29 protein-coding genes, 1 tRNA gene and 1 pseudogene are annotated in these 24,225 nt (G+C 68.6%); 13 read left to right on the forward strand and 18 right to left on the reverse strand.

Annotated features, from left to right (window positions below; translation table 11 throughout):
• From BN1959_RS01100 to BN1959_RS01115, 5 genes and pseudogenes are all read left to right on the forward strand, one after another.
• Positions 1–1,767: an ATP synthase subunit A gene (locus BN1959_RS01100; protein ID WP_053946892.1), complete on the forward strand. Its 1,767-nt coding sequence runs from the start codon at positions 1–3 to the stop codon at positions 1,765–1,767.
• Positions 1,767–3,206, forward strand: coding sequence for a V-type ATP synthase subunit B (locus BN1959_RS01105; protein WP_053946893.1), 1,440 nt, complete (start codon positions 1,767–1,769; stop codon positions 3,204–3,206). Before BN1959_RS01100 ends, BN1959_RS01105 begins: the two co-directional genes overlap by 1 nt.
• A 335-nt stretch (positions 3,207–3,541) precedes the next feature.
• Entirely contained in the window at positions 3,542–5,191 is a 1,650-nt protein-coding gene (gene thsA, locus BN1959_RS01110; RefSeq protein WP_053949286.1) for a thermosome subunit alpha, read from the forward strand.
• Between the two features lie 535 nt (positions 5,192–5,726).
• Positions 5,727–5,864: pseudogene (locus BN1959_RS15465) on the forward strand (double zinc ribbon domain-containing protein); the annotation flags it as partial.
• Positions 5,865–5,885: 21 nt separating this feature from the next.
• Positions 5,886–6,488: a hypothetical protein gene (locus BN1959_RS01115; RefSeq protein ID WP_237560292.1), complete on the forward strand. Its 603-nt coding sequence runs from the start codon at positions 5,886–5,888 to the stop codon at positions 6,486–6,488.
• Between the two features lie 94 nt (positions 6,489–6,582).
• Here the strand turns inward: BN1959_RS01115 and BN1959_RS01120 are convergent.
• Positions 6,583–6,682 (reverse strand) — tRNA-Arg (locus BN1959_RS01120).
• A gap of 84 nt (positions 6,683–6,766) precedes the next feature.
• Between BN1959_RS01120 and BN1959_RS01125 the strand changes: the two genes are divergently transcribed.
• The 3 genes from BN1959_RS01125 to BN1959_RS01135 are packed head-to-tail and all read left to right on the forward strand — an operon-like array spanning position 6,767 to position 8,242.
• Positions 6,767–7,348, forward strand: a complete 582-nt coding sequence (locus BN1959_RS01125; protein ID WP_053946895.1) for a nucleoside monophosphate kinase — start codon at positions 6,767–6,769, stop codon at positions 7,346–7,348.
• Positions 7,345–7,761 carry an RNA-binding domain-containing protein gene (locus BN1959_RS01130; RefSeq protein WP_053946896.1) on the forward strand — a complete coding sequence of 139 codons (417 nt, stop codon included), beginning with the start codon at positions 7,345–7,347 and terminating at the stop codon, positions 7,759–7,761. The genes BN1959_RS01125 and BN1959_RS01130 overlap by 4 nt, the downstream gene beginning before the upstream one ends.
• A 4-nt stretch (positions 7,762–7,765) precedes the next feature.
• Positions 7,766–8,242 carry an HPP family protein gene (locus BN1959_RS01135; RefSeq protein WP_053946897.1) on the forward strand — a complete coding sequence of 159 codons (477 nt, stop codon included), beginning with the start codon at positions 7,766–7,768 and terminating at the stop codon, positions 8,240–8,242.
• Here BN1959_RS01135 and BN1959_RS01140 read toward each other — a convergent pair.
• From BN1959_RS01140 to BN1959_RS01165, 6 genes are all read right to left on the reverse strand, one after another.
• Positions 8,232–8,789, reverse strand: coding sequence for a magnesium transporter (locus tag BN1959_RS01140; protein WP_053946898.1), 558 nt, complete (start codon positions 8,787–8,789; stop codon positions 8,232–8,234). The two genes, BN1959_RS01135 and BN1959_RS01140, sit on opposite strands and share 11 nt — an antisense overlap.
• On the reverse strand, positions 8,786–9,367 hold the full coding sequence (locus BN1959_RS01145; protein WP_053946899.1) for a magnesium transporter: 582 nt from the start codon (positions 9,365–9,367) through the stop codon (positions 8,786–8,788). Before BN1959_RS01145 ends, BN1959_RS01140 begins: the two co-directional genes overlap by 4 nt.
• A gap of 43 nt (positions 9,368–9,410) precedes the next feature.
• Positions 9,411–10,649, reverse strand: coding sequence for an MFS transporter (locus BN1959_RS01150; RefSeq protein WP_053946900.1), 1,239 nt, complete (start codon positions 10,647–10,649; stop codon positions 9,411–9,413).
• A 53-nt stretch (positions 10,650–10,702) separates the two neighbouring features.
• Positions 10,703–11,161 (reverse strand): hypothetical protein, encoded by a 459-nt coding sequence (locus BN1959_RS01155; protein ID WP_053946901.1) that lies wholly within the window; start codon positions 11,159–11,161, stop codon positions 10,703–10,705.
• 47 nt (positions 11,162–11,208) lie between these two features.
• On the reverse strand, positions 11,209–12,597 hold the full coding sequence (locus BN1959_RS01160) for a signal recognition particle protein Srp54 (RefSeq protein WP_053946902.1): 1,389 nt from the start codon (positions 12,595–12,597) through the stop codon (positions 11,209–11,211).
• Positions 12,598–12,663: 66 nt separating this feature from the next.
• Positions 12,664–13,185, reverse strand: a complete 522-nt coding sequence (locus BN1959_RS01165; RefSeq protein ID WP_053946903.1) for a hypothetical protein — start codon at positions 13,183–13,185, stop codon at positions 12,664–12,666.
• Positions 13,186–13,263: 78 nt separating this feature from the next.
• Here BN1959_RS01165 and BN1959_RS01170 point away from each other — a divergent pair, with 78 nt between their 5' ends.
• Positions 13,264–14,424 carry a PQQ-binding-like beta-propeller repeat protein gene (locus BN1959_RS01170; protein WP_053946904.1) on the forward strand — a complete coding sequence of 387 codons (1,161 nt, stop codon included), beginning with the start codon at positions 13,264–13,266 and terminating at the stop codon, positions 14,422–14,424.
• Between the two features lie 10 nt (positions 14,425–14,434).
• On the opposite strand, the gene ftsY is transcribed toward BN1959_RS01170, so the two are convergent.
• The 8 genes from ftsY to BN1959_RS01210 form a co-directional block, all read right to left on the reverse strand.
• Positions 14,435–15,514 (reverse strand): signal recognition particle-docking protein FtsY, encoded by a 1,080-nt coding sequence (ftsY, locus tag BN1959_RS01175; RefSeq protein WP_053946905.1) that lies wholly within the window; start codon positions 15,512–15,514, stop codon positions 14,435–14,437.
• A gap of 6 nt (positions 15,515–15,520) precedes the next feature.
• The gene (gene pfdA, locus BN1959_RS01180; protein ID WP_053946906.1) at positions 15,521–15,979 is read right to left on the reverse strand and encodes a prefoldin subunit alpha; all 459 of its coding nucleotides are present in this window, start codon (positions 15,977–15,979) and stop codon (positions 15,521–15,523) included.
• Complete coding sequence (gene rpl18a / locus BN1959_RS01185; protein WP_053946907.1) at positions 15,979–16,155, reverse strand: 50S ribosomal protein L18Ae; 177 nt, start codon at positions 16,153–16,155, stop codon at positions 15,979–15,981. The genes pfdA and rpl18a overlap by 1 nt, the downstream gene beginning before the upstream one ends.
• A gap of 80 nt (positions 16,156–16,235) precedes the next feature.
• The gene (locus BN1959_RS01190) at positions 16,236–16,901 is read right to left on the reverse strand and encodes a translation initiation factor IF-6 (RefSeq protein ID WP_053946908.1); all 666 of its coding nucleotides are present in this window, start codon (positions 16,899–16,901) and stop codon (positions 16,236–16,238) included.
• A 6-nt stretch (positions 16,902–16,907) separates the two neighbouring features.
• A complete protein-coding gene (locus tag BN1959_RS01195) occupies positions 16,908–17,186 on the reverse strand; it encodes a 50S ribosomal protein L31e (RefSeq protein ID WP_053946909.1) in 279 nt (92 codons plus the stop codon).
• On the reverse strand, positions 17,186–17,338 hold the full coding sequence (locus BN1959_RS01200) for a 50S ribosomal protein L39e (protein WP_049981178.1): 153 nt from the start codon (positions 17,336–17,338) through the stop codon (positions 17,186–17,188). Before BN1959_RS01200 ends, BN1959_RS01195 begins: the two co-directional genes overlap by 1 nt.
• Before the next feature lie 50 nt (positions 17,339–17,388).
• Positions 17,389–17,913 (reverse strand): hypothetical protein, encoded by a 525-nt coding sequence (locus tag BN1959_RS01205; protein WP_053946910.1) that lies wholly within the window; start codon positions 17,911–17,913, stop codon positions 17,389–17,391.
• Between the two features lie 117 nt (positions 17,914–18,030).
• Positions 18,031–18,720: a DUF5828 family protein gene (locus BN1959_RS01210; protein WP_053946911.1), complete on the reverse strand. Its 690-nt coding sequence runs from the start codon at positions 18,718–18,720 to the stop codon at positions 18,031–18,033.
• 117 nt (positions 18,721–18,837) lie between these two features.
• Between BN1959_RS01210 and BN1959_RS01215 the strand changes: the two genes are divergently transcribed.
• From BN1959_RS01215 to BN1959_RS01225, 3 genes are read left to right on the forward strand one after another with little or no spacing between them, the layout of a single operon-like run.
• Positions 18,838–19,218, forward strand: a complete 381-nt coding sequence (locus tag BN1959_RS01215; RefSeq protein WP_053946912.1) for a helix-turn-helix domain-containing protein — start codon at positions 18,838–18,840, stop codon at positions 19,216–19,218.
• Between the two features lie 42 nt (positions 19,219–19,260).
• Complete coding sequence (gene thrC / locus BN1959_RS01220; protein WP_053946913.1) at positions 19,261–20,598, forward strand: threonine synthase; 1,338 nt, start codon at positions 19,261–19,263, stop codon at positions 20,596–20,598.
• Positions 20,599–20,641: 43 nt separating this feature from the next.
• A complete protein-coding gene (locus BN1959_RS01225; RefSeq protein ID WP_053946914.1) occupies positions 20,642–21,286 on the forward strand; it encodes a DUF7095 family protein in 645 nt (214 codons plus the stop codon).
• 39 nt (positions 21,287–21,325) lie between these two features.
• Here the strand turns inward: BN1959_RS01225 and ftsZ are convergent, their stop codons facing one another.
• The 3 genes from ftsZ to BN1959_RS01240 all read right to left on the reverse strand — a co-directional run bounded on the left by ftsZ (position 21,326) and on the right by BN1959_RS01240 (position 23,369).
• Positions 21,326–22,525, reverse strand: coding sequence for a cell division protein FtsZ (ftsZ, locus tag BN1959_RS01230; RefSeq protein WP_053946915.1), 1,200 nt, complete (start codon positions 22,523–22,525; stop codon positions 21,326–21,328).
• A gap of 3 nt (positions 22,526–22,528) precedes the next feature.
• Entirely contained in the window at positions 22,529–22,702 is a 174-nt protein-coding gene (locus BN1959_RS01235) for a ribbon-helix-helix domain-containing protein (RefSeq protein WP_053946916.1), read from the reverse strand.
• A 187-nt stretch (positions 22,703–22,889) separates the two neighbouring features.
• A complete protein-coding gene (locus BN1959_RS01240; RefSeq protein ID WP_053946917.1) occupies positions 22,890–23,369 on the reverse strand; it encodes a double zinc ribbon domain-containing protein in 480 nt (159 codons plus the stop codon).
• Positions 23,370–23,524: 155 nt separating this feature from the next.
• On the opposite strand from BN1959_RS01240, the gene BN1959_RS01245 reads away from it, so the two are divergent.
• Positions 23,525–24,136, forward strand: a complete 612-nt coding sequence (locus BN1959_RS01245) for a translation initiation factor IF-2 subunit beta (protein ID WP_053946918.1) — start codon at positions 23,525–23,527, stop codon at positions 24,134–24,136.
• Positions 24,137–24,225: the final 89 nt, after the last annotated feature.

Here is a 24,225-nt window from a genome sequence, read left to right on the forward strand (position 1 = left end):
ATGAGTCAGGCAACAGACGTCGCCGCGGAAGACCGCGGCCAGATCGAGAGCGTGAGTGGTCCGGTCGTGACCGCCGTCGACCTCGACGCCCGGATGAACGACGTCGTCTACGTGGGCGGCGACGAACTGATGGGTGAAGTCATCGAGATCGAGGGCAACGTCACGACGATCCAAGTGTACGAGGAGACCTCCGGGGTCGGCCCCGGCGAACCCGTCGTCAACACGGGCGAGCCGCTGACGGTCGACCTGGGTCCGGGGATGCTCGACTCCATCTACGACGGCGTCCAGCGTCCGCTGGACGTCCTCGAGGAGAAGATGGGGTCGGCATTCCTCGACCGTGGTGTCGACGCACCCGGCATCGACATGGAGAAGCAGTGGGAGTTCGAGCCCGCCGTCGAGCCGGGCGACACCGTCGAGCCCAGCGACATCGTCGGTGAGGTGCCCGAGACCCAGACCATCGACCACAAGGTCATGGTCCCGCCGGACTACGAGGGCGGCACCGTCGAGTCCGTCGAGGAAGGCGAGTTCACCGTGCAGGAGCCGGTAGTCACCCTGGAGAACGGTGAGGAGATCCAGATGCACCAGGAGTGGCCGGTCCGTGAGTCCCGGCCGGTCGAGGAGAAGCAGACCCCGACCGAGCCGCTGATCTCCGGCCAGCGCATCCTGGACGGCCTGTTCCCGCTCGCGAAGGGCGGGACGGCCGCGATCCCGGGCCCGTTCGGCTCCGGGAAGACGGTCACCCAGCAGAGCCTCGCGAAGTTCGCCGACGCCGACATCGTCGTCTACATCGGCTGTGGCGAGCGTGGCAACGAGATGACCGAAGTGATCGACGACTTCCCGGAGCTGCCCGACCCCCAGACCGGGAACCCGCTGATGGAGCGGACGACGCTGATCGCGAACACCTCGAACATGCCCGTAGCCGCACGGGAGTCCTGTGTGTACACCGGGATCACCATCGGGGAGTTCTACCGCGACATGGGGTACGACGTGGCGCTGATGGCCGACTCCACCTCGCGGTGGGCTGAGGCCATGCGCGAGATCTCCTCCCGACTGGAGGAGATGCCCGGCGAGGAGGGGTACCCGGCCTACCTGGCTGCCCGCCTCTCCCAGTTCTACGAGCGAGCCGGCTACTTCGAGAACATCAACGGCAGCGAGGGCTCGATCTCGGTGATCGGCGCCGTCTCGCCGCCCGGCGGTGACTTCTCGGAGCCGGTCACCCAGAACACGCTGCGTATCGTCAAGACGTTCTGGGCGCTGGACTCCGACCTGGCCGAGCGCCGGCACTTCCCGGCGATCAACTGGGACGAGTCCTACTCGCTGTACAAGGACCAGCTCGACGAGTGGTTCGAGGAGAACGTCGACGCCGAGTGGCCCGAGCGACGACAGTGGGCCGTCGACGTGCTGGACGAGGAGAGCGAGCTCCGCGAGATCGTCCAGCTGGTCGGGGAGGACGCCCTTCCGGACGACCAGCAGCTCACGCTCGAGGTCGCACGCTACATCCGCGAGGGGTGGCTCCAGCAGAACGCCTTCATCGAGGTGGACCAGTACTGTCCGCCCGAGAAGACGTACAAGATGCTGGGCGCGATCAAGAAGTTCAACGACGAGGCGTTCGAGGCGCTCGACGCGGGGGTCCCGATCGACGAGATCACCGCGATCGACGCCGCGCCGAAGCTCAACCGCATCGCGACCACTCCCGACGACGAGGTCGACGAACACGTCGAGGAGCTGCGAGACGAGATCGAGACCCAACTTCGCGAGCTCTACTGATGAAAGAGTACCAAACCATCACCGAGATTTCCGGCCCGCTCGTCTTCGCCGAGGTCGACGAGTCCATCGGGTACGACGAGATGGTGGAGATCGAGACCGCCGACGGACGAGAGCTCCGTGGGCAGGTGCTCGAGTCCGCCGACGACCTCGTCGCGATCCAGGTGTTCGAGGGCACGAGCGGTATCGACCGCAACGCGTCCGTGCGGTTCACGGGCGAGACGCTGAAGATGCCCGTCACCGAGGACCTGCTCGGGCGGGTGCTGGACGGGTCGGGCACGCCGATCGACGGCGGTCCCGACATCGTCCCCGACGAGCGCCACGACATCGTCGGCGAGGCGATCAACCCCGTCTCCCGGGAGTACCCCGAGGAGTTCATCCAGACCGGCGTCTCCGCCATCGACGGCATGAACACGCTGGTCCGCGGCCAGAAGCTGCCGATCTTCTCCGCGTCGGGGCTGCCCCACAGCGAGCTCGCACTCCAGATCGCCCGACAGGCGACCGTCCCCGAGGAAGACGAGGAGAGCGAGGACGGCGAGGGTTCGGAGTTCGCCGTGGTGTTCGGCGCCATGGGGATCACCCAGGAGGAGGCCAACGAGTTCATGGCCGACTTCGAACGCACCGGCGCGCTGGAGCGCTCGGTCGTGTTCATGAACCTCGCCGACGACCCGGCCGTCGAGCGGACGGTCACGCCGCGGATGGCGCTGACCACCGCCGAGTACCTCGCCTTCGAGAAGGGATACCACGTGCTGACGATCCTGACGGACATGACCAACTACTGCGAGGCGCTCCGAGAGATCGGCGCCGCGCGTGAGGAGGTCCCCGGCCGGCGTGGCTACCCCGGCTACATGTACACCGACCTGGCCCAGCTCTACGAGCGGGCCGGCCGTATCGACGGCCGCGATGGCTCGGTGACCCAGATCCCGATCCTCACCATGCCCGGCGAGGACGACACCCACCCGATCCCGGACCTGACCGGCTACATCACCGAGGGGCAGATCGTGATGGACCGGGACCTCGACAGCAAGGGTCTGGAGCCGCCCGTCAACGTCCTGCCCAGCCTCTCCCGGCTGATGGACGACGGTATCGGCGAGGGGCTCACCCGCGAGGACCACGGCGACCTCAAGGACCAGCTGTTCGCGGCGTACGCGGAGGGTGAGGACCTGCGCGACCTCGTGAACATCGTCGGTCGCGAGGCGCTGTCCGAAACCGACAACAAGTACCTCGACTTCGCCGACCGCTTCGAGTCGGAGTTCATCGATCAGGGGTATCAGACCAACCGCGACATCGGGGAGACCCTCGACATCGGTTGGGAGCTCATCTCGCTGCTCCCGAAGACGGAGCTCAACCGTATCGGCGAGGACCTGATCGAGGAGTACTACGTGGAGGACGCCTCCGTCGACGCCGACACCGACTCCGAGGAAGCACCCGCGGACGACTGAGCCCGTCGGGGCTCGCGACCGGCGACCGCCGTCGGGCGGTCGCCCGGAGCCTGTTGCCGTGACTGTGCGGACGCCGATTTACGGCGAGTGGCCGCGATCGTGTCGAAGCTGACCGCGATTCGCCTCAACTCCCGTATTTCGAGCGCACGCGTGCGCGAAGTACCACTTCAGCAGCGACTGCCCATCCCTACTTAAACGAGTCGTGTGAACAGTTAGCAAGCCGGTGCTGTGGCTGTATGCGTGGGTCTCTCACGGTTTGAACGTAACATCTTTATAGAACCACGGACAATCTGTCGGTGAACATGAGCCAGCAACAGCGTATGGGCAACCAGCCCATGATCGTACTTTCCGATGAGAGTCAGCGGACCTCCGGGAAGGACGCCCAGGAGATGAACATCACGGCCGGCAAGGCCGTCGCCGAGTCGGTCCGGACCACGCTCGGACCCAAAGGCATGGACAAGATGCTCGTCGACTCCTCGGGCGGCGTCGTCGTCACGAACGACGGCGTGACGATCCTGAAGGAGATGGACATCGACCACCCCGCGGCCAACATGATCGTCGAAGTCTCCGAGACACAGGAGGAGGAAGTCGGCGACGGCACCACGACCGCCGTCGTCGTCGGCGGCGAGCTCCTCGATCAGGCCGAGGAGCTGGTCGAGTCCGACGTTCACCCCACCACGATCGCGCAGGGGTACCGACAGGCCGCCGAGAAGGCCAAGGAGATCCTCAACGAGGAGGCCATCGAGGTCACCGCGGACGACTACGACACCCTGACGAAGATCGCCGAGACAGCGATGACCGGCAAGGGCGCCGAGACGGCCAAGGACACCCTGGCCGAACTCGTCGTCGACGCCGTGCTCGCGGTTCGTGACGACACCGGCATCGACACCGATAACGTCTCGATCGAGAAGGTCGTCGGCGGCTCCATCGAGAACTCCGAGCTCATCGAGGGCGTCATCGTCGACAAGGAGCGCGTCAACGAGAACATGCCCTTCGCCGTCGAGGACGCCAACGTCGCGCTGTTCGACGGCGCCATCGAGGTCAAGGATACCGAGATCGACACCGAGGTCAACGTCACCGACCCCGACCAGCTCCAGCAGTTCATGGAGCAGGAGGAGAAGCAGCTCCGCGAGATGGTCGATCACCTCGTCGACGTCGGCGCGGACGTGGTGTTCGTCGGCGACGGCATCGACGACATCGCCCAGCACTACATGGCTCAGGAGGGGATCCTCGCGGTCCGTCGTGCCAAGAACGACGACCTGAAGGCGCTGGCTCGCTCGACCGGTGCGACGACCGTTTCCGCCCTCGAGGACATCGAGGAGGAGGATCTCGGCTTCGCCGGTAGCGTCGCCCAGAAGGACATCGGCGGCGACGAGCGCATCTTCGTCGAGGACGTCGAGGAGGCCCGCTCGGTCACGCTGGTGCTCCGCGGCGGCACCGACCACGTGGTCGACGAGCTCGAGCGCGCTATCGACGACTCGATCGGCGTGGTCCGCACGACGCTGGTCGACGGGCAGGTGCTGCCCGGCGGCGGCGCCCCCGAGACCGAGCTCGCGCTCCAGCTCCGCCAGTTCGCCGACTCCGTCGGGGGGCGCGAGCAGCTGGCCGTCGAGGCCTTCGCCGACGCGCTGGAGGTCATCCCGCGCACCCTCGCCGAGAACGCGGGTCTCGACCCGATCGACTCGCTGGTCGACCTGCGCGCCAGCCACGACGGCGGCGAGTTCACCACGGGTCTCGACGCCTACACCGGCGACATCATCGACATGCAGGAGGAGGGCGTCGTCGAGCCCCTCCGAGTGAAGACGCAGGCAGTCGAATCCGCGACGGAGGCCGCCACGATGATCCTCCGCATCGACGACGTGATCGCCGCGGGCGACCTCGCGGGCGGTCAGGTCGGCGACGACGACGGCGGGGACGAGATGCCGCCGGGCGGCGGCGGCATGGGCGGCATGGGCGGTATGGGTGGCATGGGCGGCGCGATGTAAGATCGGTCGGAGACCGATATTACGTAGGCAGTCGAGCTTCGCTCGACTACGTTAACGAGAGCCGGTGGCTCTCGTTCGCCAACCAGAACGCGAAGCGTTCTGGTGACGCCGATGTAAGCGAGGCGGGAAAACTCGCCAAAGGCGAGGCAAACCGCCTCGATACCGAGCGGGGAGCGCTTCGCGCGACCCGCGAGGTGACGTTCGGCCGCTAACTACCGCCACACCGCCGATTTCCGTTCCCCCCGAAGCACCGATCGCCGAACAATTCCTGAACGACCGACGTTTTCGGACCCGATCCGGACGCTGTCGCCGTTTCGGTCGACGCGTCCGTCCGGAATTTATTAGTGAACGCGTTTCCTCCTATCAGCTACCCGACTGGTCCGTCGGGTTGTCAGAGGCAGGCCGACGAGCGGTGTCGTATCCGTTTCCGGATACGGGGTCCCGCTTCCGATATCGGGTCCGTTCCCGAAGCTCTCCCCCGCGGCCGCCGCCTTTCGGTAGCAGAACTTTAGTTTCTTTACGGACACGGTTCTCTATGGCGGCTATCAACTGCCAAGGGTGTAACGCCACGATCGAGAGCCCGAGTTCGTTCTGCCCCGAGTGTGGTGGTGAGCTCGAGTACGACATCTGTCCGCAGTGTGAGAGCCCGCTCCCGGACGGAGCGGATCGTTGTGAGGAGTGTGGCCACGATATCGTGACGACTGCTGACGAGGACGTCGTCGCGGGCCCGTTCCGCGGGCCGGAAGTCGACGACGCCGACGAGGCGATCCGGGAGGCTGACGCCGACCTCCGAGGCATCGTCTCGGAGCTGTTACAGCGCGATCCCGACCTGATCCGGGCGTACGGCTACCACCTCAGCCTAGCAGAGCCGCCGTACGGCGTTCCGGAGGATGCGCCGAAGTCTCAGCAGCAACTGTACGAGATTGTCGAGGGCTCCGGAATCAAGAAGAGCGTCTCCCGTCTCACCCGCGAGTTCAACGAGGACGCCGATACCGGTCCGGATGCCCCTTCCGAGGCGAACGAGGAGTGGGTACGGGCCCAGATGGAGGAGCTTGTCGGATACGGCGCGATCGGGCGGTACGAGACGTCTTCGGAAACGAAGTACGGAGAACTGTCAGAGGTCCTGAGCGACACCCTCTCGATGAGTGCGAACACTCTCGAGGATATCGATGAGTGCGTTTCGGATACGGGGCTACCGCGGGACCTCGTCCTCTATCGTGTGCTCGACGCATCGATGAGCTATCTCGACCTCTCCGAGTACGGTGATATCGCCGCCGAAGCGGGTTCGGACGACTGAGGGGAGCGAACGACTCGCTTTGCTGTCGTCGCCGGTAAGCTCCGCCTGCCGGCTGCTCGTGGAATCTTCGATTCCACGGTGCTCAGCGGTCTCACGGGCGCGGTGGGATTCGAACCCACGACCACCGGATGGCTCCCCCCGCGGGACCACCGGGGTTAGAAGTCCGACGCTCTGTCCAGCTGAGCTACGCGCCCTCACACGTCCATTACCCTCGGCGAGCAAAAGCGGCCGGGTTCGTCCCGTAGCCCTTAACCCCGCCAGCCGAGAACCCCGAGCCGATGCGAATCATCGGCACCGTCGGGCTGCCGGGCAGCGGCAAGGGCGAAGCCGCCGCGGTCGCCCGGGAGGCGGGCATCCCGGTCGTGACGATGGGCGACGTGATCCGGGAAGAGACACGGCGGCGCGGGCTCGACCCGAGCGAACACCACGGTGAGATCGCCCAGCAACTGCGCGAGGAGGAGGGCGAGACAGCCATCGCCGACCGCTGCATCCCGATGGTCCGGGAGGCCGCGGAGAGGCAGGACGGCGAGTCGGTCGTGCTCGTCGACGGCCTGCGCTCGATGGCCGAAGTGGAGCGGTTCGTCGACGCTTTCGGCGAGGACTTCCTGCTGCTCTCCATCGAGGCCCCCTTCGACCTACGCGCCAAGCGGCTGGGCGATCGCGGCCGGGAGGCGACCGACCTCGACCGCGAGAAGCTCCGGGAGCGCGAGGAGCGCGAGCTCGGCTTCGGGATGGGCGAGGTGATCGACGACGCCGACCGCACGATCCACAACGACGACAGCCTCGAACGCTTCCGCGAGCAGGTCCGTGCGGTGCTCGAACGCGGAACGACCGACGTCGACGACGGAGCCCACCAATGATCTACAGCATCGACGCCACGATCGAGGTCCCGGTACAGGCGACGGAGGTGGCCGATCGCGTCGAGGACGCCGTTTCCAACCTCTTCCCCGACGCGGAGTTCCGGCGCGAGCCCGACCGTTTCGTCGCCGAGAGCCACTCGCTCGACGCGTTCTCCGACGTGCTCCACGAACAGGAGATCCTCGACACCGCGCGCCGGGAGTTCTTCAACGGCCGCGACGACGAGGGGTTCGAGTTCTCCCTGAAGAAACAGCCCGCCTTCGAGGGCGTGGTCAACTTTGCGGTTGGGTCCGAGGACGAACTCGGCGACATCCACGTCCGCGTCGACGTGCGCGACCCCGACGTGGCGTCGTTCATCGACCACGTCGCCCCGCCGACGGAGGAGGGACGCCCGGTCGATCCCGACGACCGCTGAGTCGATGGCGTTCTCGGTCAGAGCCGGCGGACACGCCGGCCTGCTGCTCGCGGTGACCGGCGTCGCCGCCGTGCTCACCGGCCGCCCGTTCCTCTTTCCGAGCCTGGGCCCCTCCGCGTACCTGTTAGCGACGGCGCCCGACGCCGCAGTCAGCCGGCCGCGGAACGTCCTCGGCGGGCACGCGATCGGCGTCGTCGCCGGCCTGCTCGCGACGACCCTGCTCTCGCCGGGGGTGGTGGTTATCGACCCCCTTGCGCCCCTGTCGCCCGCAACGTTCCGACTCGCCGCCAGCGCAGTCGTCTCGGTCGCATTGACGACTGGGGGGATGCTCGCGACCGGCTCCGAGCACGCGCCGGCGTGTGCGACGACGCTCATCGTCGCGCTCGGTCTGCTCTCGACGCCGACGGAGGGCGTCATCGTGCTCGCGTCGGTGCTGGTGCTGGTGGCCGCCGACGCGGTACTCCCGCACGCTACAGCGTGAGCTGGACGATCGCGAACAGCACCACCACGCCAAGCACGTCACAGCTGTTCGTGACGACGGGGAGCACCACGTCGTCGGGGTCGAGCCGGTAGCGGTAGGCCACGTACGTCGCGCCGAGCGTGATCACGACCGCGAGCACAGCGAGTACGACGCCGCTGAGAAGCGAGATCCAGACGACGGTGCCGACGGCCAGCCGCGCCCCGCCGAGTAGCGACTGCAGCCCCCACGCCCCCGCGCCGACGACGGGGAACAGCGTCACCGCGAGCGCGACGGTCGCGACCGCGTTGCCCGCCAGCGACTCGTCGGTCGCCGAGAACTCGAGCGTGCCGAGGTGGAACGCCGTCGAGAGCCGCGACGCGAGCACGCTGCCGAGGTTGCCCGCGGTGCCGATGGTCACTGGAACCAACACCAGCAGCGTCGGGTACCGGTAGAGCTCGGCCTCGAACGAGCCGAGCACCAGTCCAGAGCCGACCTCGACCATCGTCATCACGAGCAGCACGGGCAGCATCGCCCGCGTGATCGCTCGAACCGTCCAGTCGGTCGTCACGCCCCACCCCCGAGTCCGAGAACGACCCGCACCGCGAGCAGCAGGAACGCGACGCCGACCACGTCGCCCGTCGTCGTCACGACGGGACCGACCAGCGTGTCCGGGTCGCGCCCGCGGCGGTAGCCCGCGAACACGACGACGACCACGACCGCTGTCAGCACGACGCCGGAGAGCAGCCCCGCGACGAGGCTGACCGCCACGAGCGTCGTCACCGGCGCCACTCGATCGCCCAGCGCTGTGAGGATCAGGAACACCGCGACGGCGGCGACGGCGCTCGCGAGGAGCCCGTTCGCGAGCGCGGCCGCCATCGCACCGCGAAGCCGTCGGTTGCCGAGGTCGACCCGGGGCTCGACTAACCCCTGGTGGAGCCCGGTCGAGAGCCGCGCGCCGAGGCTGCCGTAGACGTTCCCCCGCGTCGCGAGCAGCGCCGGCACGAGCACCAACAGCCCGGGGACCGCCCGGAGTTCGGCCTGCATCCCGCCGAGCACGACGCCCGCGAGCAGGCCGCCGACGACGCTCGCCCCCAACGCGGGCAGCGCCGACTCGTACGCCTCCCGGGCGACGGCGAGGACGCTCATCGACTGTGGCGTCGGCGCCGCCGGTGAAAAAGCCCCGAGCCGGCTACCTCTCGCGGCTCAACAGCGCGATCAGCCCCAGCAGCGCGAGCGCGACCACGAGCGACCCGCCGAGCGCCGCGAACGCGGCGTCGTACCCGCGCGTGTCGATCAGGAAGCCGGTCACGCCCGGCGCGATCGCGCCGGCGGTCATCAGCACCGTCCGCACGACCCCCAGCCCGCCGCCGGCGGCGTCGTCGGGCAGCAGCGACATCAGGTACGCGCTCCGCACCGGGCGGAAGCCGTGGGCGCCGACCCCGAACAGGACGACGGCGGCGCCGACGGCGGCGACGCCACGGACCGAGAGCAGTAGCGCCGCGCCGGCGACGGCGGCGACGACGGTGACGAACAGCATCGGCAGCCGGCCCACGCGGTCGGTGAGCTCGCCCGTCCCCAACTGGACCAGCGCGACGACGAACAGCGCGGCGTAGATCGTGTTGCCGACGGCGCGTCCCAGCCCCGCCCCTGCGTCCGCGGCGAGGTAGCTCGGCAGGAACGCCACAACCCCGTTGTAGCCGAACGCGAACGCGACGGTGACGCCGACGAACAGCGCCACGCGTGGCGCCCGCAGCAGCCCGAGATAGCCCAGCAGCGAGCCGTCGATCCCGCCGTCGTTGTCGACGGCGCCGCGCCCCGCCAGATGTCGCGGCGTCTGCCGGACGAACAGCACGGTCAGCGCGGCGACGACGAGCCCGCTCGCGAGGAACAGCCCGCGCCAGCCCGGCAGCGCGTAGGTGACCGCCAGCGGCGCCGCGACGCCGCCGAAGGCCGCAACGGTGTCGAGTACGCCCAGCGCCCGCCCCGTCCGCTGCTCGTGGACCGTCGCGAGCAGGCGGACGGCGACGGTCTTGTGCGCGCCCGTCCCGACGCCGATCAGGAGCATCCCGCCGACGACGCCGAGGAACTCCCCCGGCACGGTCGATGCCGGGCCGACCGGCACCGGGAGGTCGGGCACCGGGAAGGGGACGACGAGCGCGAGCGAGCCGAGGGCGGCGACGACGGCGCCGGCGGCGATCACCCGGACCGGCCCCCGGCGGTCGGCGACGACGCCCGAGGGGAACTGCATCAGCGCGTACACCGTCATCAGCGCGGAGAACGCCAGCCCGGTCGCGGTGTTGGAGACGCCGAAGGCGACCTGGAACGGGTCGAACAGCGGCGGGAACAGGTAGCGAACGAACTTCGCCATGAACCACAGCAGCGTGGTGAGAACCAGCGCGTCGTAGCGCGCGAGGCGGCGAAGCTCCATCGGCGCGGGCTACCCCGGCCGCGGGCAAAAAGCGCGCGGATGCGGCGAACGCCTCAGATCGGCGGCCGGTCCCAGCAGTCCGGACACCGGAACCCCGACTGCTCGTCGCGGCCCTCGCGGGTCACGACCCGCCGCACCGACGTTTCGGCGCCACACTCGCCACAGCGAACCGTCCGCGCGGGCACGTAGCGTTCGGGCACCCACGCCGGCGGCGAGTTCGCGTCGTCGCCCGGCGAGAGCAGCCACTTCGGCACCGCCGGCCTGTCGCCGAGCATCACCTTCCCCATCAGTTCCAGCCCGCGCCGCGTCACCTCGATCGCGCCGCTGCGGGAGCCGGTGTAGCTGAGAACGTACCGGTCGTCGCCGCGTTCGAGTATCCGGACGTGGGTGACGCCGTCGCGGAACTCGGCGCTCCGCGTTCGGTTGTAGCCGAGTTCGGCGATCCGTTCGCCGGCCCGCGGCCGGGGCTGGTCGAACGCATCGAGCACCTCCTCCTCCGGAACGCCGAGCACGTCCGACAGTTACTGAGCGGGAAAAAGAATCTACCGCCGACTCCCGTTTATCCGAACGGCCCCATGCCGCCGAGGCCACCGCCGCCGCCGTCGCCGCCCTGCATCTTCTTCATCATCCGCTGCATGTCGCCGTCGCCCATCCCCTGGAACTGGTTCAGGGTCTTGTCCATCATCTTGTGCTGCTGGAGCAACTCCTGCACCGTCTCCTCGTCGGTGCCCGAGCCGCGGGCGATGCGCTTGACCTGCTGGGCGCCGATGGATCGGGGGTCTTCGAGCTCCTCGTCGGTCATCGAGTCCATGATGACCTCGAAGTTGCGCATCCGGTCCTGGGTCACGTCCATCGCGTCGTCGGGGAGCTGGTCCATCATCCCGCCGCCCATCCCGGGGATCATGTCCATCACCTGATCGAGCGGCCCCATCTTGTTCATCGCGTCCATCTGGCGCTGCATGTCCTTCAGAGTGAAACTCCCCTCCAGCATGTCCTCGGGCTCCCAGTCTTCGTCCTCGTCGCCGGTCTCCTCCATCGCGCGTTCGACGCGCTCGGAGAGCTGCTTGAGGTCGCCCATCCCGAGCAGCCGGGAGATGAAGCCGTCGGGCTCGAAGCGCTCGATGTCCTGGACGGTCTCGCCGGTACCGAGGAACGCGATCGAGGAGTCGGTCTCGTTGACCGCGGTCAGCGCACCCCCACCTTTGGCGGTCCCGTCGAGCTTCGTGATCGTCACGCCGTCGACGCCGATGGCGTCGTCGAACTCCCGGGCCTGCTCCTTGGCGCCCTGCCCGATGGCGGCGTCGAGCACCAGGAGGTTCCGGTCGGGGTCGACCTCACGTTCGATCTCCTCGATCTCGTCGATGAGCTCGGACTCCAGTGCGTGTCGGCCCGCGGTGTCGACGATGTGGACGTCGGCGTCGCTGGTGGCTTCGAGCCCGTCGCGGGCGATCTTCACGGGGTCCTCGGCGTCGGGGTCGCCGTAGAACGCCACCTCCGCGTTCTCGGCCATCTGCTTGGCCTGCTGGTAGGAGCCGGGCCGGAACGTGTCGGTCTGGATGACCGCCGGGCGGAGCCCCTTCTTCGAGAACCACCACGCGATCTTGGCGGCGGTCGTCGTCTTCCCCGACCCCTGCAGCCCCGAGAGCATGATCGTCTGGGACTCCAGCGGGATCTCCGTGGAGTCGCCGACGACCTCGACCATCTCCTCGTAGACGATCTTGAGGATGTGGTCGCGTGCGGAGGTGCCGCCGGGGGGCTCCTCGTTGAGCGCGCGCTCCTCGATGTTCGAGGAGAGATCCATCACCAGGTCGACCTCGACGTCGGCCTGCAGCAGCGAGCGCTGGATCTCCTTCACGATCTCCTGGACGTCCTCCTCGTCCAGGCGGGACTTCCCACGGAGCGTGTCCATCGTGCTCCGGAGGGAGCTCCCGAGATTGTCGAGTACCATCTTACCCCACTGTTGACGGCCGACCCATAAACGCTTGTCCGTCGTGGGCAGGTGGAGCCGGCAGCGTCACTCGCTCGCGAGCGTCCACACGTCCGCGTCCCCGCCCGTTCGCGTGTCCCGCTCGCCGACGCCCTCGATCACCTCCCGTGCGAACGCCGTGGCCTCGTCGAGATCGCCCGGCACACCGGCCTCCAGCCGGCCGAACGCCAGCTCCGCGCCCGTCCCGAGCGCGACCGGCGAGTCGTCGATGACGCTCCCGTCGGCGTACACCGCCCGGACTTGCACACGACCCTCGCCGTCCCGCGCGGCGACGGCGGCGTCGGTGCCCACGTCACGGGCCACTTCGGTCGCCAGTCGCGTGAACGCCTCGATATCGGGGTTCTCACTGCGGTCGGTTTCGTACGCCCGCCGTTTCCCGTCGAGTTCTCGCCGGAACTGGTCGGGGTCGGCGACGGCCGCCGCGCCGCAGTCGCCGAACTCGGCGAGACGGTCGGCGCGCTTGCTGCTGACGGTATCGTTGTCGACGACCAGTCGGTCGGCGGCGAGCACGGCGCCTCTCCCGGTCTCGAACGCGACGACGGTGGGCATGGGTCGGGGTTGGGCGCCCCGACGGAAAACCGTCCCGCGCCGGAGCGGCCAAGTGCGTCCGCGGCCTACCCCGGACGAATGCCCTCCCGACGCGATCTGCTCGCGACGCTCGGTGCTGGTGCAGTCGTCGGCGTCGCCGGCTGTACCGGCCGTCGTTGCTCGCCAGTCGCCCCTGTCGGGATCGATTGGCCCCAGCCCGGCGGCGGCGCCGGAAACAGGGCCGCGGTCCCGGACCACTCGCTTCCGGCACGCGTCGGCGAGCGCTGGCGTGTCTCGATCGCCCCCGAGGACCCTGGCCTCCTCGCGTTCGCGGGTGGCGTCGTGGTCGACGGCCGGGTCGTCACCGCCGGCCGCACACGCGACGGCGGCTTCCACGGGTCTGTCGGTCTCCGCGACGGCGATCCCGGGACCTGGTACGTCACGAACCGGACGATCGCGGCCCCGCCCGTCGTGGTCGACGGCGGCACGGTACTCGTCCACCAGACCGACACGGGATCGACACTCCATCTCTCTGACGACGGCGTCGAGGGGTGGACCCAACCCCTCGACGGCTCGGGTCCACCCACCCCTCGGGCCGTCGACGGAACGCTTCTCTGTGGCGACGCCGGCGGGCTCCTGTCCATCGACGCCGGCCCCGGCGAGCGCCGCTGGCATCGGGAGTTCGGCGACGAACGCGAGGGTGGTGCGGTCACGTTCTCGCCGGTCGCCGACGACCGCCGGGTCTACGTCACCGTGACCAGTTCGAGCGACCGCGGGATCTACGCGCTGAACCGACGCGACGGCGAGACCGAGTGGCTGGTCGAGGGGCCGCGCGCGTCCCGTGCACCGGTACGCGTCGGCTCACTCCTGCTCGTTCCGACCGAGTACGAACTGCTGGCGTTCGACGCGACGACCGGGGATCGAGAGTGGTCCACGCCGACACCCGCGAACCGCCGCACCTTCCGCTCGCCCGCGGGAACTGAGTCCGGACTCGTCGTCTCCGACGGCACGGTGCTTCACCGTCTCGACCCCGGGACGGGCGAACTCGGCTGGTCGGTCGACGCCGAGACCGTCGGGCGGCCGATCGTCGTCGGCGACAGCGTGGTCGTTTCAGCCGACGGCGCCGTCGTGGCGTTCGAACTCGACGACGGGAGCGAGCGCTGGCGACTCGATCGAACCTCGCTGGTCGCACCGCTCGCGAACGGTGTGGTGGTGCGCCGCGAGGACGAGCTGATCGCGTGTACCGCCTGCGAGAACTAGATCGGGGGCGCTACTCCTCGTCGGCGAGCAGCTCGTCGACCAGCGCCTCGGGGTCGAACGCCCGGATGTCGTCGTACCCCTGCCCGGTGCCGAGGAACAGCACGGGCTTGCCCGTCACGTGGGCGATCGAGATCGCGGCGCCGCCGGAGGAGTCGGCGTCGGCCTTCGTCAGCACCGTGCCGTCGATCTCGGCGGCGTCGTCGAACTCCTTGGCGCGCTCGACCGCGTCCTGTCCGGCGACGGCCTCGTCGACGAACAGCGTCATCTCGGGGTCGACCACGCGGTGGATCTTCTCCAACTGGGTCATCAGGTCGTTGGAGGTGTGCAGGCGGCCGGCGGTGTCGCCCAGCACCACGTCCACGTCGTTGGCCTCGGCGTACTCGACGCCGTCGTAGATGACCGCGGCAGGGTCACCGCCCTGCTCGTGAGAGATCACTTTTCGGCCGACGTTCTCGGCGTGCTTCTCGATCTGCTCGTTCGCGCCGGCGCGGTAGGTGTCGCCGTTCGCGAGCACGGAGCTGTAGCCCCGCTGGCCCAGCCACTCGCTCATCTTGGCGATCGAGGTGGTCTTGCCGACGCCGTTGACGCCGGTGAACACGATCGTCACTGGCTTGTCGGCCTCGGCGATTCGCTGCTCGAAGTCGAACTGCCCGACGGAGATCACGTCGACCAGCGCGTCGTGCAGCGCGTCCTCGACCAGTTCTGCGGTGGTGTCGACCTGCTTGCGGCTCTCGCCGATCAGCTGCTCGCGCACCGCGTCGAGGATCTCCTCGGCGACGCTCATCTCCACGTCGCTCTCTAGCAGCGCCATCTCCAGCGACCAGAGCGGCTCCTCTAAGTCCTCTTCCTCGATGATGACCCGCCCGGTCGCGAGGGCGGCAGCCTGCCGCAGCCGGCCCGGGCCGCCGTCGTCATCCTCCTCGTCACTCGACTCGCGATCCGGCGCCGCGGCGGGGGTCGAGGGTTCGTCGTCGTCGGCCTCCGCCTCGGCCGCGTCGGCTTCAGCCTCGGCTTCGGCCTCCTTCTCCTCGACCTCCTCCTCGACGTCGTCGCGGAACGAGCCGAGCTTATCCTTCAGTCCGTCGAACATGGGGCCTTACTGACCGCCGTCTTCGCCCTGCTGCTGCATCTGCTGCATCTGCTGTTGCTGCATCTGCTGCTGCATCTGCTGGGCGCGCTGTTCGAGCTCGGCGCTCTCCTCTTCGAGCTCGGTGATCTCCTCGCGCACCTCGCTGATGCGGTCGTCGAGGGAGTCCTTCTTCGACTCGAGGGCGTCGATCGCGTCGCCCTGCTCCTGCTCGGCCGCGTAGCCGCCGCCGAGGTCGACGATGATCTCGTCGATGTCCTGAACCTCCGCACGGACGTACGCGCCGCCGCCGAGGGGGACCTGCACCGTCGAGCTGCTGTCGAGCGTCTCGATTGCCTCGATGGCGTCGTCGACGCCCGCCTTCTCGTCCTGGAACTCCTCGATCTCGGCTTCCTTCTCCTCGATCTCGGCGTCGAGCTCCTCGAGCTCCTGGGAGAGCTGCTGCAGCTGCTGCTGGCCACCACCCATCATGCGGCGGTCACCTCCTCGATCTCGATCTGCGTCCGCTGGAGGTTGTGCTCCGCGCCGAACTGGGAGAGTACGTGCTCCTCGGCGACCGACTCGTTCTCCGCGTCGATGCTCCGCTCGAAGGCCTGCCGCCCGTCCCGGGCCTCGAACGTACCGCTCACAGTAAACTGACTCATGGCCGAAAATGGCCGGGCGAGCGGGAAGTAGCTTCCGAAAGGGACTCCCCCAGCAGCGATGGACTCGACGGCGTGGCTCCTCAGTCGAGGTAGCCCAGCGTGTCCTCGATGCGGCCCAGCTCCGGCCCGGTGGTGTCCTGGCCGACGACGTAGCCGTCGTCGGTCGCGACCAGCCCCGAGCCGACGAGGGGCGCGCCGTAGTTGATGGTCCCCACGTCGGCGTACACGTCGAGGAGTGCCTCGACGGTCTCCAACTCGGCCTCGCGGGCGTCGGGCTGACAGAGCACGCCCTCGTTCGTCGCGACTGCGGCGGTCCCGACGGTGTCGACGCCGCCCAGCGAGCCGCGCTCGACGGGCACCGCGAGCGCCTCCTCGACGACGCCGACCTGCTCGTCGGTCAGGTCGGGGTGGACGTACGCGCCGCTATCGTTGGCGAGCACGACGTTGCCGGCGGCGTTGATCTTCCCCGGCAGCCCGTAGACGGGCGTGTCGATCGCCGTCTCGATGCGCTCGCGCTCGCGTTCGGTGACCCGGCCCGAGACGAGCAGGCCGTTCTCGTTGCCGACCGCGAGTGCGCCGACGGTGTTGGAGCCGGCGACGGTGGTCGGCAGGGCGTCGACGCCGAGCTCGTCGGTCATCCCCTCGATCACGTCCTCCTCGGCGTCGGGACGGATCAGCAGACAGTCCTCGGTCGCTCGCGCGAACACCCCGACGTACGAGGAGCCGGCGAAAGCCGCGCGGAACACGGCGTGTTACTCCGCCGGCTCGGCTTCGACGACCGTCTCGCCGTCCTCGTCGAACCGTGCGGCTCGCACGCGGATCGAACTCGGGGGCTTGCTTCGTCCGCGCTCCCAGACGGTCTCGTTGACGGCCGGGTCCAGACGGACCTCCTCCTCCTCGACGGAGAACTGGGTCGCGAGGTGCTCGGTGATGATCGACATCGCGGCGTCGGCCCGTTCCTGCTTGGGCGCGCTCTTGGCGTCGCGGAGCGGGACGGTGACGACCCGCTCCTCGAAGTCGCTTGCGCTCATTACTCGTCGATGTTAGATCGCCGCCAGTTACGCCGCTTCGGGTTGCGGGTGACTTCCATGTCGGTCTTCATCATCACCCACGCCGGCACGCGGGAGTTCTGTCGCTCCTTCTTACCGAGTCGCTTCTTCTGCGCTTTCGATTTCTTCCCCATAGTGGCCGCCAGTTCCCTCGCTCGACGTAAAACGCTGTCCATCCGCGGGCTCAGGGCTCGACCCCGAGGTGGACGGTCAGCGAGGCGTCCTCGCCGCTCCGGGCCGCTCGATACGTCCCGCAGGCCCGGTGGTTGCCGTCGAGCAGCCGCGGCGGCCACTCGCCGTCGGGCTGCCACGCGACCGCGGCGCCGAACTCCCGACCGGGGTGCTCGGCGAACCACGCGACTTTCTCGGCGGCGTCGGGAACCTCCCCGGCGACCGACTCGTCGTCCAGCCGTTCGACCGCGCTCGCGACGGTCCCGTCCTCGGCGAGCCACTCCCACCCCGACCCCGGGAACGTCCCCAGTTCGCCCACCTCGTCGCCGTCGAACTCGACCGTGTACCACTCTCGACCGTCGACGACCGGTTCGGCGGGCTCCTCGTACGTCTCGGTGAGCTCCCGCAGGAGTCGCTCGCGGTCCCAGCCGGCCGGGTCGGCGTCGGGGTAGGCGTCTTTCCGGGCCTCCCGGTCGACCCACTCCCGGAGCACCGTCTCGACGCTGATCGCCTCGCCGCGCTCGGTCCAGTCGGTCACGGCTCCACTCGTCGGGAGAACGGAGAAATCGGTTGCGGTCGCGGCTGACGGAGCAGCCTTAGTTCCGCGTCGACTTCTTCCAAGTCGGCGCGGACTGTCGCGGCTGACGGAGCAGCCTTAGTTCCGCGTCGACTTCGAACTCCCCTCGTTGTCGGGCGAGGAGAACTCCGCACCTTCGGCGGCCTCGGCGGTCTCGACCTGCTTCTCGGTGTCGACGTGCCAGCGGTCGACCTCGTCGTCGTACTGTGCGAGCCGGTCGCTGACCTCGTCTTTGAGCTCGTCGTCGTTGACGTTCACCTCGAACACGAACTTGGTCTCGTCGCCCCGGGAGCTGCGCTGGACGTTCGCGCTGATCAGTTCGTTGTCGAAGTAGTACGGCGCGAGCTGGGTCATCACCTTCCGGTAGACGGTGTCCTCGACGGTCCGGATCGCCTTCCGGCCCGCCGAGTCCGCCGCCCGAGTGGCGTAGTCGATGGAGTCCTGCCAGCGCTCGATCGCGCCGCCGTTGTCGCCCTCCTCGACTTTCTCGTAGGACTCCGTCAGCTTCTCGCCCGCGGACTTGATGTCGTCCTCGGGGCCTTTCCCTTCGCGCTCGCCGGGTCCTTCCTTGATGCTCGCCTGTTCGGCGGTTTTCTCTTCGACGTCCTCGCCGAGGGTTTCGTGGGCTTTCGGGCGCCACTCGTCCCACTCCTCGAACGCCTCGCTGTCGACGCCGACGTCCCGGAGCGCACGGCTGATCCGCTCGCCGTGCTCGACGATGTCACCCCACGAGCCGCGCTGTTTGAAGCCGGCGATGCTCTCCTCCATCTTCTCGCCGGAACGAACGTCGTGGGGCCACATAAGTCCACGCAGTCCGTGTTCCCACGGCACACGGCCGGTGCCGATGCCACTCGGCTTTTAGCGTCGGCCGGCCGACGGCCGGGTATGAGCGACAGCGCGAGCAGCCCGGCGATCCCCGACCTCGTCGAGACGGACTCCCCCGACTTCCGGGCGATCCTCTCCTGCGTGTTCGGCGTGCAGGACCACGAGAGCCGAACCTATCTCGTCCTGCTGGACAACCCCGACAGCACCGTCGCGGAGCTGGCCGACGAGCTCGACCGCGACCGCAGCAACGTCAACCGCTCGCTGACGACGCTGCTGGAGAAGGGGCTGGTCGAGCGCCGGCGCCGCCTGCTCGACCCCGGCGGCTACGTGTACGAGTACACCGCCGTCCCGCTGCCCGAAGCCAAGGGGATGCTCCACGAGGCGCTGGACGAGTGGGTCGAGCGTGTCCACGACCGCATCGACGAGTTCGGCGGGGACTGATCGCCGCCCCACTTTTCTCCCCCGCGCCCCCACTCCGTCTCGATGACCGACGCGCTCTCGCTCGACGCCCCGGCGCCGACCCGGCCCGACGGCGTCGACGCCGACTGCTGGCTTTCCTGTATCGACTGTGGCGCCACCTACCCGCCGTTCGCGGCGGTTCGGTACTCGTGTGACGACTGCGGCGGCCTGCTCGAAGTCCACTACGCCGACCTGCCCGACTGGAACGACTTCTCGGGCCGGGGTGTCTGGCGCTACGCCGACGCGCTCCCCTTCGAGACGGGCCGCACTGGCCCCGTCGACCCCGAGAACCCCGCAGGCGACGGCGGTCGACAGAGCGCCGCCGACCCCTGTGGCGTCAGTCTCCCCGAGGGCGACACCCCCCTTTACGAGGTGCCCGGGATCGAGGCCGACCTCGGACTCGACCGCCTCCGCGTCAAGCACGAGGGGATGAACCCGACGGGGAGCTTCAAGGACCGCGGCATGACCGTCGGCGTCGGCGCCGCCGCGGCGGTCGGCGTCGACCGACTGGCCTGCGCCTCGACGGGCAACACCTCCGCCGCCCTTGCGGCCTACGGCGCCCGCGCGGATCTCGAGACGCTCGTCCTCCTCCCCGCGGGAAAGGTCGCCGCCGGCAAGGTCGCACAGGCCGCGATCCACGACGCGCGCATTCTCGAAGTCGACGGCAACTTCGACGACTGTCTCGACATCGTCCAGGAGTTAGCGAACCGCGGGGAGGCGTACCTCCTGAACTCGCTGAACCCCTTCCGGTTGGAGGGACAGAAGACCATCGGCCTCGAAATCCTCGAACGCTTCCGCGACGAGGAGGGCGGCTTCCCCGACCGGATCGTGCTCCCGGTCGGCAACGCGGGCAACACTGCGGCGCTGTACAAGTGTTTCCGCGAACTCATCCAGGCCGGCGCGCTTGAACGCGCGGACGTGCCCAAGCTCACGGGCGTCCAAGCGGCGGGCGCCGCCCCGTTCGTCGAGGCGATCGAGAACGGCACCGAGGGTGTCGAACGCTGGGACCACGTCGAGACCCGGGCGACCGCGATCCGGATCGGCGAGCCCGTGAACGCGCCCAAAGCGCTGCCCGGCGTCCGGGAGACGGGGGGGACCGCCGTCGCCGTCGACGACGAGCGGATCACCGAGGCCCAGCGCGAGCTCGCACGCGAGGGGATCGGCGTCGAGCCCGCCTCCGCGGCCTCGGTCGCCGGGCTCCGAAAGCTCCGCGAGCGCGGCGAGATCGACGCCGACGAGCGCGTGGTCTGTCTGACGACCGGCCACCTGCTGAAGGACCCCGAGGCCGCGACCGCCGCCAGCGACGACCCGGAGCCGGTCGACAACGACGTGGACGCGGTGCTCGATCTCGTCGGCGAGTAGTCGGCCCGACACGCTCTTGATGCCGCCGGCGCTCCCTCCTACCATGGAGCGTACCGCCGCGCTCGACCGTATCGAGCGCCTGCTCGACACGGTCGAGTCCGACACGATGCCCGTCCCGGTCCGGGAGGTCTGGCTCTACGGTGACGCCGCGCTCGGGCTCGACCCCGTCGACCGCCTCGACGTCTACCTCACGAAGGACATCCTGCTGGAGAGTGACGACGAGGCCGCCGACCGCTTCGAGCGGGAGTACGGCGTGAAAGGCGTCGGCAGCACCGTCCGCGCCGAGTGGGCCGAGCAGTTCCCGGACTCCCTGCGCGCCAGCGAGAACGGCTACGCCGCACCCGAGAAGTGTCTGGCTGCTCACCTCACCGACCCCGACGAACCGATCCACCTCGAAGTGTGTAACGCCCCGTTCGGCGACAACGTCACCCAACGGCTGCAGGGTGCGCTGGATCGGGAGGCCTACGAACAGGTGCTCGACCCCCGTGGTGCCTGCCTCTGGATCGACGGCGAACGCGAGACCGAGACGATCGAGAAGCTCCGGGCGGGCGAGCTCGCCTTCCCGACGCTGCCGGAGGCGCTGGAGATGCTCGGCGCCGAAGAGGCGGACGCGCGCGCCGCCGCCGAGGCGGTCCAGCGGCGCCGTGCGGAACAGGACGGGGCGACCGTCCGCGGCGACGTGGTGTAGCCGCGGCTGGCCGGTCGTGAAAAAACGGGGAGAACGACGTCAGCGGATGACGTCGACGTTGCTGTTGCTGTCGTCGTGGTCGCGGCCGCCGCCGTCGCGGGCCGCGCCGCCGCGCTGGGTTGCCTCCTGTGCGTTACTCTTGGCGTCGAAGTCGACGTTCTCGAGATCGTCCTCGTTGAGCGCCCGTCGGGACTCGTTGGCCTGCTGCTGCGTGCCCGACCCGAGCACCTGCGCCGACTGGACACCAGTCATGATGGCCATGACTCGCACTTTCCCCTTGTACTCCTCCTGGATCCGGGCGCCCCAGATGACGTTGGCGCTGGCCTCCAGCCGCTCGGTGATGCTGTCGGCGATCCCTTCGGCCTCTTTGAGGGTGAGGTCGGGACCGCCGGTGATGTGGACCAGCCCACCGGTGGCGCCGCGGTAATCCACGTCCAGCAGGGGGTGGTTCATCGCGTCGTTGACCACCTCGTCGGTCTTGTTGGAGTCTTGGGTCTCGCCGACCAGCATCACCGCGACGCCGCCCTGATTCATGATCGTGGACATGTCCGCGTAGTCCAGATTGATCAGGGACGGCTGGGTGATGGTCTCCGAGATGCCCTTGACCGTCTCCGCGATGATCTGGTCCATCACGGAGAACGCTTTCCCGATCGGCAGGTTCGGGACGTAGTCCAGCAGCCGGTTGTTGTCGAGCACGATGATCGAGTCCGCCTCGTCACGGAGCCGCTCCAGCCCTTCCTCGGCCTTCACGGTACGGGCGCGCTCGACGTTGAACGGCGTCGAGACCATCCCGACGACGATCGCACCCTGCTCCTTGGCGATGTTCGAGACGACGGGCGCGGCACCGGTGCCGGTGCCACCGCCCATCCCGGCGGTGACGAACACGAGGTCCGCGTCGCCGAGCACCTCCTTGATCGTCCCCTGGGCCATCTCGGTAGCGCGCTCGCCCATCTCGGGGTCGCCACCCGCACCGAGCCCTTGGGTGAGGGACTTGCCGACGAGGATCTTCGTGTCGGCTTCGATCATCTTCAGGTGCTGCTTGTCCGTGTTGATCGCGATGGTCTCGGCGCCCTCGACGCCGATGTTGTAGAGGCGGTTGATCGTGTTGTTCCCCGCCCCGCCGGCACCGACGATGACGATCCGGGGATCCCCGAACTCGTCGTCGTCGGTCTCGACGTCCTGCATCGATCGCTGCTCGGCCTCCGCGTTGTCGAGTGCGTCCTGAACGATGTCCTGCATGTATTACACCTTGGCCCAGCTGCGATCACGGCCGCCGTCGGCCGTGTCGTTCTCGTTGATCATCTCACGGACGGCCGAGCGAATCGCTTCGCTACGGTTGGGGAACTCCCCAGTCTCGACCATCTGTTCGACCTCTTCGACCTGCTGTCGTGGAATTCGCAGTGTGACACGCTCCATGTTGGTTTCCCCCGGTAAGACGAACCGGCGCGAGCCGTCGCCTACAGTCCCGCCCGGCCGGGTTCCCTGCCCCGCCGGCTCTGTAAGACGACCGTCTTACGCGTGCACACCAACGTAGCTATCTGATAAAAAGCTTCCGCCGGTTCCGGCCGTATGTAAGACGTCCGACGACGCTGTCAGACACGGGCTACGCGCGGTCGAACAGCTCGGAGGTCGGGCTGCGACGGCCACAGCCCGGGCAGAACGTCCAGTCCGAGCGGATCTCCTCGCCGCACTCGCAGTGTGCCCGCCGCTGTCGTTCCTCGCCGCAGTTGGGGCAGAACGAGTGGTCGGCGCTCACGGCCGCTCCGCACTGTTTACACGCCTCCTCGTCGTCGGCTGCCTCTGTCGCGAGGTCGACGTTCGCCCCGTCGGCGCCGTCGAGGCTCGCCTCCCCGTCGAGGTTGATGTTGACGGTGAGTTCGGGTGCGGTCGCCGCTCGTCCGTCGTCGGCCGTCGACTGGCTACTGTCGGCTGCGTCTCCACTCACCTCCCGCTCGCCGCCCACGTCGGGGTGGCGGTCGAGGAACTCCCGGAGCGCTTCGCGCATCACCTCGCTTTTGGACGCGTCGAGCGCGTCCAACTGCTCGACGAGCGCGTCGTCGGCGCGGAAGGTGATCTTGCTCACACCGGAATGGTTGGGTCGCACCCGTTAAGTAGTTTCCCCAGACCCGTCGGAGCGACGGTCGTGCGGCCGTTTACGCCCGCGCTCGCGCACGCGTTGATTCACACCTTCGCCGTCTCCTCGGAAGTCATAAACCTCCTCCGCCGGTTATCACGCGTATGGAGTACGAGGAGCAACTCGATCGGGCGCTGGAGAACGTGCCCGAACTGGGCGGGAGCGACGAGCGACTCAGCGTCCCCGACCCGACGGTACAGAAAGACGGGGCGTTCACCCGCTTCACCAACCTCAAGGAGATCGCCGACGCGCTCTCGCGGGAGCCCGAACACCTCCACCGCGAGATCCAGAGCGAGCTCGGCACCGCCGGCCAGTTCGAGGACGGCCGCTCGCGCTACAACGGGAGCTTCTCCCAGCGGGACCTCCAGGGCGCCATCGACAGCTACATCGAGGAGTTCGTCCGCTGTTCGGAGTGTGGCCTCCCGGACACCCGGCTGGTCAACGAGGACGGGACGATGATGCTACGGTGTGAGGCGTGTGGGGCGTTCCGCCCGGTCACCAAGCAGTCCACGAGCAGCAGTCAGGAGACCTCCACCGACATCGAGGAGGGCGAGACGTACGAGGTCGAGATCACCGACACCGGCCGCAAGGGCGACGGCGTCGCCAAGCGCGGCGAGTACACCATGTTCGTCTCCGGTGCCGAGGAGGGCGAGACGGTGCGCGCCCGGGTCAACAACGTCTCGGGCAACCTCGTGTTTGCCCGCAAAGTGAACTAGCCGGACACCGCTCCTGCCGGCCGCCGCTTCCGTGACCGTCGACGCCCTACCGCGGGGTGTCGGACGGTGGTTTCGCCGACGGACGCCGT

This window comes from Halolamina sediminis (assembly GCF_001282785.1).
In the GTDB taxonomy this organism is placed as follows: Archaea; Halobacteriota; Halobacteria; order Halobacteriales; family Haloferacaceae; genus Halolamina; species Halolamina sediminis.

What these genes read in the sequence shown, in the direction of transcription:
- BN1959_RS01100 (WP_053946892.1), top strand. Translation starts at nt 1, where the DNA reads ATGAGTCAGGCAACAGACGTCGCCGCGGAAGACCGCGGCCAGATCGAG.
- BN1959_RS01105 (WP_053946893.1), top strand. Translation starts at nt 1,767, where the DNA reads ATGAAAGAGTACCAAACCATCACCGAGATTTCCGGCCCGCTCGTCTTC.
- thsA (WP_053949286.1), top strand. Translation starts at nt 3,542, where the DNA reads ATGATCGTACTTTCCGATGAGAGTCAGCGGACCTCCGGGAAGGACGCC.
- BN1959_RS01125 (WP_053946895.1), top strand. Translation starts at nt 6,767, where the DNA reads ATGCGAATCATCGGCACCGTCGGGCTGCCGGGCAGCGGCAAGGGCGAA.
- BN1959_RS01130 (WP_053946896.1), top strand. Translation starts at nt 7,345, where the DNA reads ATGATCTACAGCATCGACGCCACGATCGAGGTCCCGGTACAGGCGACG.
- BN1959_RS01135 (WP_053946897.1), top strand. Translation starts at nt 7,766, where the DNA reads ATGGCGTTCTCGGTCAGAGCCGGCGGACACGCCGGCCTGCTGCTCGCG.
- BN1959_RS01145 (WP_053946899.1), bottom strand. Translation starts at nt 9,367, where the DNA reads ATGAGCGTCCTCGCCGTCGCCCGGGAGGCGTACGAGTCGGCGCTGCCC.
- BN1959_RS01150 (WP_053946900.1), bottom strand. Translation starts at nt 10,649, where the DNA reads ATGGAGCTTCGCCGCCTCGCGCGCTACGACGCGCTGGTTCTCACCACG.
- BN1959_RS01160 (WP_053946902.1), bottom strand. Translation starts at nt 12,597, where the DNA reads ATGGTACTCGACAATCTCGGGAGCTCCCTCCGGAGCACGATGGACACG.
- BN1959_RS01165 (WP_053946903.1), bottom strand. Translation starts at nt 13,185, where the DNA reads ATGCCCACCGTCGTCGCGTTCGAGACCGGGAGAGGCGCCGTGCTCGCC.
- BN1959_RS01170 (WP_053946904.1), top strand. Translation starts at nt 13,264, where the DNA reads ATGCCCTCCCGACGCGATCTGCTCGCGACGCTCGGTGCTGGTGCAGTC.
- ftsY (WP_053946905.1), bottom strand. Translation starts at nt 15,514, where the DNA reads ATGTTCGACGGACTGAAGGATAAGCTCGGCTCGTTCCGCGACGACGTC.
- pfdA (WP_053946906.1), bottom strand. Translation starts at nt 15,979, where the DNA reads ATGGGTGGTGGCCAGCAGCAGCTGCAGCAGCTCTCCCAGGAGCTCGAG.
- rpl18a (WP_053946907.1), bottom strand. Translation starts at nt 16,155, where the DNA reads ATGAGTCAGTTTACTGTGAGCGGTACGTTCGAGGCCCGGGACGGGCGG.
- BN1959_RS01195 (WP_053946909.1), bottom strand. Translation starts at nt 17,186, where the DNA reads ATGAGCGCAAGCGACTTCGAGGAGCGGGTCGTCACCGTCCCGCTCCGC.
- BN1959_RS01200 (WP_049981178.1), bottom strand. Translation starts at nt 17,338, where the DNA reads ATGGGGAAGAAATCGAAAGCGCAGAAGAAGCGACTCGGTAAGAAGGAG.
- BN1959_RS01210 (WP_053946911.1), bottom strand. Translation starts at nt 18,720, where the DNA reads ATGGAGGAGAGCATCGCCGGCTTCAAACAGCGCGGCTCGTGGGGTGAC.
- BN1959_RS01215 (WP_053946912.1), top strand. Translation starts at nt 18,838, where the DNA reads ATGAGCGACAGCGCGAGCAGCCCGGCGATCCCCGACCTCGTCGAGACG.
- thrC (WP_053946913.1), top strand. Translation starts at nt 19,261, where the DNA reads ATGACCGACGCGCTCTCGCTCGACGCCCCGGCGCCGACCCGGCCCGAC.
- BN1959_RS01225 (WP_053946914.1), top strand. Translation starts at nt 20,642, where the DNA reads ATGGAGCGTACCGCCGCGCTCGACCGTATCGAGCGCCTGCTCGACACG.
- ftsZ (WP_053946915.1), bottom strand. Translation starts at nt 22,525, where the DNA reads ATGCAGGACATCGTTCAGGACGCACTCGACAACGCGGAGGCCGAGCAG.
- BN1959_RS01235 (WP_053946916.1), bottom strand. Translation starts at nt 22,702, where the DNA reads ATGGAGCGTGTCACACTGCGAATTCCACGACAGCAGGTCGAAGAGGTC.
- BN1959_RS01245 (WP_053946918.1), top strand. Translation starts at nt 23,525, where the DNA reads ATGGAGTACGAGGAGCAACTCGATCGGGCGCTGGAGAACGTGCCCGAA.